General features: G+C 66.7%; 7 protein-coding genes. 5 read left to right on the forward strand and 2 right to left on the reverse strand.

The genetic code is table 11. From position 1 onward, the window contains the following. Positions 1 to 50: 50 nt before the first annotated feature. Together AWC08_RS17815 and AWC08_RS17820 are read left to right on the forward strand one after the other, a co-directional pair. Complete coding sequence (locus AWC08_RS17815) at positions 51 to 1,127, forward strand: CaiB/BaiF CoA transferase family protein (RefSeq protein ID WP_065135140.1); 1,077 nt, start codon at positions 51 to 53, stop codon at positions 1,125 to 1,127. A gap of 43 nt (positions 1,128 to 1,170) precedes the next feature. Further along, entirely contained in the window at positions 1,171 to 1,923 is a 753-nt protein-coding gene (locus tag AWC08_RS17820; protein WP_065135139.1) for a 3-hydroxyacyl-CoA dehydrogenase, read from the forward strand. A 212-nt stretch (positions 1,924 to 2,135) separates the two neighbouring features. Here AWC08_RS17820 and AWC08_RS39100 read toward each other — a convergent pair whose 3' ends face one another. After that, the gene (locus AWC08_RS39100) at positions 2,136 to 2,267 is read right to left on the reverse strand and encodes a hypothetical protein (protein ID WP_120793715.1); all 132 of its coding nucleotides are present in this window, start codon (positions 2,265 to 2,267) and stop codon (positions 2,136 to 2,138) included. Positions 2,268 to 2,521: 254 nt separating this feature from the next. Between AWC08_RS39100 and AWC08_RS17830 the strand changes: the two genes are divergently transcribed. The 3 genes from AWC08_RS17830 to AWC08_RS17840 are packed head-to-tail and all read left to right on the forward strand — an operon-like array spanning position 2,522 to position 6,211. Then, positions 2,522 to 4,885, forward strand: coding sequence for an MMPL family transporter (locus AWC08_RS17830; RefSeq protein WP_065135138.1), 2,364 nt, complete (start codon positions 2,522 to 2,524; stop codon positions 4,883 to 4,885). 7 nt (positions 4,886 to 4,892) lie between these two features. Continuing rightward, on the forward strand, positions 4,893 to 5,585 hold the full coding sequence (locus tag AWC08_RS17835) for a TetR/AcrR family transcriptional regulator (RefSeq protein WP_142283649.1): 693 nt from the start codon (positions 4,893 to 4,895) through the stop codon (positions 5,583 to 5,585). Further along, the gene (locus AWC08_RS17840; RefSeq protein WP_065135137.1) at positions 5,582 to 6,211 is read left to right on the forward strand and encodes a class I SAM-dependent methyltransferase; all 630 of its coding nucleotides are present in this window, start codon (positions 5,582 to 5,584) and stop codon (positions 6,209 to 6,211) included. Before AWC08_RS17835 ends, AWC08_RS17840 begins: the two co-directional genes overlap by 4 nt. A gap of 57 nt (positions 6,212 to 6,268) precedes the next feature. Here the strand turns inward: AWC08_RS17840 and AWC08_RS17845 are convergent. Then, positions 6,269 to 6,977, reverse strand: a 709-nt coding sequence (locus AWC08_RS17845; RefSeq protein ID WP_218621746.1) for an endonuclease domain-containing protein, incomplete at its 5' end; no start/stop codon positions are given.

The raw sequence follows: 6,977 nt of genomic DNA on the forward strand, positions 1-6,977 counted from the left end.
CAATCAACCGGTTGTTAGGGCGTCAAAGCAGACGAAAGGTCGGTGCTCCCATGGCGGGACCGCTCAAAGGTTTACGTGTTGTCGAGCTGGCGGGGATCGGGCCGGGCCCGCACGCCGCCATGATTCTGGGTGACCTGGGCGCCGACGTCGTGCGCGTGGACCGTCCCGGTCCCAGCGGTCTGGTGAAGGATGCGATGAGCCGCAACCGGCGTCTCGTCACCGCCGACCTCAAGTCCGCCGAGGGCCGTGAGCTGGTGCTCAAACTGGTCGCCAAGGCCGACGTGCTGATCGAGGGTTACCGCCCCGGCGTCACCGAGCGTCTCGGCCTGGGGCCCGAGGATTGCGCGAAGGTCAACGAGCGGCTGGTCTACGGGCGGATGACCGGCTGGGGCCAGACCGGGCCGCGCAGCCAGCAGGCCGGCCACGACATCAACTACATCTCGCTGAACGGCATCCTGCACTCGATCGGCCGGGTGGGCGAGCGGCCGGTGCCGCCGCTGAACCTGGTCGGCGACTTCGGCGGCGGCTCGATGTTCCTGCTGCTGGGCATTTTGTCGGCGCTGTGGGAACGGCAGACCTCGGGCAAGGGACAGGTGGTCGACGCCGCGATGGTCGACGGGTCCAGCGTGCTGGTGCAGATGATGTGGCAGATGCGGGCTTCGGGGATGTGGACCGACACGCGCGGTACCAACATGCTCGACGGCGGAGCGCCCTACTACGACACCTACGAATGTGCCGACGGGCGCTATGTCGCCGTCGGCGCGATCGAACCGCAGTTCTACGCCGCGATGATCGCCGGCCTGGGTCTGGACGCGGCGACCCTGCCGCCGCAGAACGACGTCGCGCGCTGGCCCGAGTTGCGGGCGGTGCTGGTCGAGGCGTTCGGCAGCCGCGACCGAGACCACTGGGCCAAGGTGTTCGCCGACTCCGACGCCTGCGTGACACCCATCCTGGCGTTCGGTGAGGCGCATACCGAACCGCACATCGCCGAGCGGAACACGCTGTACGAAGTGGACGGCCACCTGCAGCCGATGCCGGCCCCGCGGTTTTCGCGTACCCCGGCCGATACGCCGCGGTCGGCGCAACCAGTGGGGGACATCGAAGCAGTTCTCACGGACTGGGTATAGTCCCAACCAACTAGTAGGTCGGGCAACCGGAAGGGGTTCTGGCGTGGAGATCAGGGACGCCGTCGCAGTCGTCACAGGAGGAGCCTCGGGCCTGGGCCTGGCCACTACCAAGCGGCTGCTCGACGCCGGGGCGCAAGTCGTGGTGTTGGACCTGCGGGGTGAGGAGGCGGTGGCCGAACTTGGCGACCGGGCACACTTCGCGCAGACCGACGTCACCGACGAAGAGGGCGTCACCAAGGCGCTCGATCTGGCCGAGTCCCTGGGCCCGGTGCGTATCAACGTCAACTGCGCGGGCATCGGCAACGCGATCAAGACGCTGTCCAAGGACGGGCCGTTCCCGCTGAAGGGCTTCCGGAAGGTGGTCGAGGTCAACCTGATCGGCACCTTCAACGTGCTGCGCCTGGCCGCCGAGCGGATCGCCAGGACGGAGCCGCTCGGAGAAGAGCGGGGCGTCATCGTCAACACGGCGTCCGTCGCCGCGTTCGACGGCCAGATCGGCCAAGCCGCCTACTCGGCGTCCAAGGGCGGCGTCGTGGGCATGACGCTGCCGATTGCCCGGGACCTGTCGCGTGAGCTCATCCGCGTGGTGACCATCGCGCCGGGATTGTTCAAGACCCCGCTGCTGGGTTCGCTGCCCGAGGAAGCGCAGAAGTCGCTGGGCAAGCAGGTCCCGCACCCGGCCCGGTTGGGCGACCCGGACGAGTACGGCGCGCTCGCGATGCACATCATCGAAAACCCGATGCTCAACGGCGAGGTGATCCGCCTGGACGGCGCGATCCGGATGGCACCGCGCTAGAGTCCTCTCGCCGAGCCTGAACTATGGCAGGGGCCTTCTCGCACTTTCGCTGCAGATTTTCAGGGTCGGCGCAACGGCCCCCGGAAAACGACGAAGCCCCCCGCAATCGCGGGGGGCTCACATCGGAACCACTAGGTGGCTATCGACGAAACCATCGGGAGACGGTGGGTTCGGCCATCAGTAATCGTGCAATTACGCCCATGGTATTTACCTCAGCTTGCTGTCGGCAGGGGTTGCCAGTCTTCGAACTGCTCCGAGCACTCGCCCTCGACGAGCATGTCGCCGTGGTAGAGAGCTTCGAAGTCAGCCTTGATGACGTCGGCACTCGAGTCGTCGATCCACATGACACTGAGCGTAGGAGCCGGCATTAAGGAATCCGTGAGTCGCGATTCGGAAAATGGTGGCAATTCTTACCGGTGGGTAGGTTTCGCTGAAAAGCGCGGGGATACCCATTTCGCGCCCGGTTGAACCATCGCTCAGCTGCGCTCGTTTCACCACCGGGGTCTTGTTTGACACTTGTAAGTTAGCGTTGCTAAGTTAGCGCCGATAGGTGTGCGGTTGCTCGGGACAGCGCGCGCCGGGGGCCGGAGGGACAGAGATGCTGCAGGGGATCGCTCGACTGGCCATCGCGGCGCCGAAAAGAATCATCGGAATCGCCTTACTGGTCTTCATCGCCGCCGCGGTCTTCGGCATTCCGGTCGCCAACAGCCTCTCCCCGGGCGGGTTTCAGGACCCCCATTCAGAGTCGGCGCGCGCCATCACGTTACTGACCGACAAGTTCGGCCAGAGCGGTCAACAGATGCTGATCCTGGTTACCGCCCCCGGTGGAGCCCGCAGCGAGCAGGCCCGCAACGCCGGCACCGACCTCGTCGACCAGCTCAAGAGGTCGCCGCTGGTCTACAACGCCACCTCGGCCTGGACGGCACCCCCGGAGGCCGCCGCCGACCTCATCAGCAAGGACGGCAAGTCCGGCCTGATCGTCGTCAACCTCAAAGGCGGCGAAAACGACGCACAGAAGAACGCTCAGACCCTGGCCGATCAGTTCGTCCACGATCACGACGGTGTCACCGTCCAGGCGGGCGGCTCGGCCATGGAATACGCACAGATCAACAAGCAGAACCAGGCCGACCTGCTGGTCATGGAGATGATCGCGATCCCGTTCAGCTTCCTGATCCTGGTGTGGGTGTTCGGCGGGTTGCTGACGGCGGCGTTGCCGATGGCGCTGGGGGCGCTGGCGGTGGTCGGATCGATGTCGGTGCTGCGGTTGGTCACCTTCACCACCGAAGTGTCGATCTTCGCGCTGAACCTGAGCACCGCTCTGGGGCTGGCGCTGGCCATCGACTACACCTTGCTGATCATCAGCCGATACCGCGATGAGTTGGCCGAGGGCTGTGACCGCGATCAGGCGCTGATCCGCACCATGGCCACCTCCGGCCGCACGGTGTTGTTCTCGGCGGTCACCGTGGCATTGTCCATGGCCGCGACGGTGGCCTTCCCGATGTACTTCCTCAAGTCGTTCGCCTACGCCGGCGTGGCGACGGTGGCCTTCGTCGCGACCGCGTCGATCGTGGTCACGCCGGCCGCCATCGTGCTGATGGGTTCGCGGATCGACAAATTCGACGTGCGACGCCTGCTGCGCCGGCTCTTCCGCCGCCCCGAACCGGTGCACAAGCCGGTCGAGCAGTTGTTCTGGTACCGCTCCAGCAAGTTCGTGATGCGCTACTGGCTGCCGATCGGTTCGGCCGTCGTCGCGCTCCTGATCCTGCTCGGGTTGCCGTTCTTCTCGGTGAAGTGGGGATTCCCGGATGACCGGGTGCTGCCCTCCTCGGCGTCCGCGCATCAGGTGGGTGACCAGCTGCGCGACAACTTCGCGCGCGACTCGGCGACCGCCGTGCCCATCGTCGTGCCCGATGCGGGCGGCCTGACACCGGACGATCTCAGCCAGTACGCCGCCGGGCTCTCCCTGGTGCCTGACGTCTCGGCGGTCTCCGCCCCGACCGGGACCTTCATCGGCGGCAAGCCGTCCGGCCCACCGGTCGGAGCCACCGGGATAACCGACGGCAGCGCACTGCTGACCGTCAGCAGCACTGCGCCGCTGTTCTCACAGGCCTCCGACACCCAGCTCAAGCGGCTGCACCAGGTGACCGGGCCGGGCGGACGCAGCGTGCAGATGGCCGGCGTCGCGCAGGTCAACCGCGACAGCGTGGACGCGGTGACCGATCGGCTGCCGCTGGTCCTGGGATTGATGGCCGCGGTGACCTTCGTTCTGCTGTTTCTGCTGACCGGCAGCGTGGTGTTGCCGCTGAAGGCTCTGGTGCTGAACATGCTCTCGTTGAGTGCCGCGTTCGGCGCGCTGGTGTGGATCTTCCAGGACGGTCACCTCGGTGCGCTGGGCACTACTCCGAGCGGGACGCTGGTCGCCAACATGCCGGTGCTGCTGTTCTGTATCGCGTTCGGATTGTCGATGGACTACGAAGTGTTCCTGGTGTCCCGCATCCGCGAGTACTGGCTGGCATCGGGGGCGGCCCGGCCCGCCAGACCGAGTCCGGCGCAGGCGCATGCCGCTAACGACGAGAGCGTCGCCCTGGGGGTGGCTCGCACCGGTCGGGTGATCACCGCGGCCGCCCTGGTCATGTCGATGTCGTTCGCGGCGTTGATCGCCGCGCACGTGTCTTTCATGCGGATGTTCGGGCTGGGCCTGACGCTCGCGGTGATCGCCGACGCCACCCTGGTCCGGATGGTCCTGGTCCCGGCGTTCATGCATGTGATGGGCCGGTGGAACTGGTGGGCGCCCAAGCCGCTGGTATGGGTGCACGAGCGGTTCGGCATCAGCGAGGGCGGCTCCCTTGAAGAACCCGCCGGGCCCGCCGGTCACCGGGTGCCCAGCGAGGCCGACACCGCCAAAATGCCGTCCCAGCGCAATGGACGCGACGTCCATGCGTCGGTGACCCGCCGTGGTTGACGTCTCGGTGCACGGGCTGCGCCGCCAACGTGCACCGCGCGGGTCGGGGGACCGGCTGCGTCACGAAATCCTTGATTCGGCAACCGAATTGCTTCTCGAGACCGGGCAAGCGCGCGCGGTGTCCATTCGATCGGTCGCGCAACGTGTCGGTGTCACCTCGCCGTCGATCTACCTGCATTTCCAGGACAAGAACGCGTTGCTGGATGCGGTGTGCGCGCGCTACCTCGCCCGACTGGACGAGGCGATGGAGCGCGCCGCGGTGGGGCGCACCGGGACCGTGGAGGTGCTGCGGGCGCAGGGCATGGCCTATGTGCGATTTGCGCTGCAGACCCCGGAGCTCTACCGGCTCGCCACCATGGGCGAGTGGCGCTCCGGCAGCAATGTCGATATGGCGCTGGACAGTTCGGCGTTCCGGCACATGCGCGCCTCGGTCCAGTCGCTGATGGAGGAGGGCGTCTACCGCACTGACGATCCGACCATGATCGCCCTTGAGCTGTGGACCGCCGCGCACGGGGTGGCGGCCATTCTGATCGCCAAGCCGCACCTGCCGTTCGGCGATGTCGATGCGTTCGCCGAGCGGGTTCTGGGCGCGGTACTGTGCGGTCATATGGTGGCCGGGCTCGTCGGCGCCGAGGCGACGTCCCAGCGGTTGGTGGAGTGGGTGCTCGAGCAGCGCCCCGCACAGGAGGCGCAAGCATGACGCCGAGCGTCGACAATCCCTTCTTCGCCCGGGTGTGGCCCGTCTTCGCCGCCCACGAAGCCGAGTCGGTGCGCGTGCTGCGTCGGGAAAATCTGGCCGGCCTGTCGGGCCGGGTGCTCGAAATCGGCGCCGGATGTGGGACCAATTTCGCCTATTACCCCGAAGCCGTAACGCACGTGCTCGCCGTGGAGCCCGAACCGCGGTTGGTGGACAAGGCCAGGGAGGCGGCCGCCAATGCGCCGATTCCGGTGGCGGTGACCCACGAAACCGCCGAGGAGATCGGCGACATGGAGCCGTTCGACGCCGTGGTCTGTTCGCTGGTGCTTTGCTCGGTGCACGATCAGGTCGGTGTGCTGCGCCGGCTGCATGCACTGCTGCGGCCAGGCGGTGAGTTGCGCTACCTCGAGCACATAGCCAGCGCCGGCGCCCGGGGCCGCTTCCAGCAATTCGTCGACGCGACCTTCTGGCCCCGCGTGATGGGTAACTGCCACACCCATCGAGACACCGAGCGCGCGATCATCGATGCCGGTTTCGAAGTGCGCACCTCGCGGCGGGAGTGGACGCTGCCGGCGTGGGCGCCGCTGCCGGTGTCGGAATTGGCGCTGGGCCGGGCGCACCGCCCCTAGCTTTGGCGCCGAGCCTGCGGTGAGGGCCATGCTGCGGTCTGTAAACCGACCACCAGATCAGCCTCGATGCCCCCAGCGCAGGCTCGCCGCCCGATCTGCCAGTGCACCCCGAACCCTCGTCACGATGTTGGTTGGACGTTCGGTCACGGTCACGCGAATGACGGTCCAGCCGAGACGTTCCAAGGTCTCCGAACGTCGGATGTCTTTGGTGTACTGCCAGCGGTCGATTCGATGTTGTTCGCCGTCGTACTCGACCGCGACCATGAGCTCCGGCCAGCCCAGATCGAGGTAATACACCTGACCGTGTGGTGTGGTCACGCGTATCTGGGTGGTGGGGCGCGGTAGACCCGCGCTCATGAGCAGGAGCCGTAACCACGTTTCTTTCGGCGACTGGGAGCCGACGTCGACAAGCGTAAGCACCGCTTCCAATTGCCTGAGGCCGCGGGTGCCCCGGTGCCGTTCTGCTACCGCGTATACCTCGTCGGCGGTTATCGCGGTTGCGCGCATGAGCGCATCCAAGTTGGCGACCGCAGAGTCGCGCGGCTTGCGGCGCCCGATGTCGTAGGCAGTGCGTTGCGCAGTAGTGATGGGTAACCCGGCTGAAACCACGCGCTCGTCAGGCAGCAGTTGCATATCGTAGGTGCGGATCCCGCGAGGCGGCCTCGCATTCCGCCAGATCAATTCGATCGGGTTGCGTCCACCAAGGTGGTGTATCAGTCGGGCCGTGAGGTGAGGACCGGCGTGTCGTAGCCGGGTAGATGAGGGT

Source organism: Mycobacterium gordonae, assembly GCF_002101675.1.
GTDB classification, from domain to species: domain Bacteria; phylum Actinomycetota; class Actinomycetes; order Mycobacteriales; family Mycobacteriaceae; genus Mycobacterium; species Mycobacterium gordonae.